Genomic DNA, 394 nt, shown 5'->3' on the forward strand with positions numbered 1-394 from the left:
GACGATAGTAAGTATAATACAAATCACTCATTTGCCTTTAGTTTTTCAGATGCAACTTCATCCTCTACAAAGGGCAGCATTAAGCTTCAGAAGTTTGGAGTGGATCAAACCACTGGTAATGAAATACCTTTAGCAGGTGTAAATTTTCAGCTGATAAAGAAAATTGCTGGAAATGAGTATATTATACAAGAAGGCAGTACAAAAGCAGATGGTACTCTAACCTTTGAAAATGTCAGATATGGTACTTATTTTATAAAAGAAGTAGCTGCACCAGACGGACATATAAAAATGTCGGATGAAGAATTTATACTATCTGCGGGAAATGACATTCTAGTACTTGAAAATAAAGATAAGATTATAAAACTGCAGAATATCAAAATAAACCAAGGGATCA

1 protein-coding gene is annotated in these 394 nt (G+C 33.5%); it reads left to right on the forward strand.

Annotation, left to right across the window (positions count from 1 at the left end; genetic code table 11):
• Nucleotides 1-99: 99 nt before the first annotated feature.
• On the forward strand, nt 100-394 hold a 295-nt coding region (locus RCF13_RS02280; protein ID WP_308140792.1), incomplete at its 3' end, for a prealbumin-like fold domain-containing protein.

The sequence above is a fragment of the Stenotrophomonas maltophilia group sp. RNC7 genome (assembly GCF_030910085.1).
Taxonomy (GTDB): domain Bacteria; phylum Pseudomonadota; class Gammaproteobacteria; order Xanthomonadales; family Xanthomonadaceae; genus Stenotrophomonas; species Stenotrophomonas sepilia.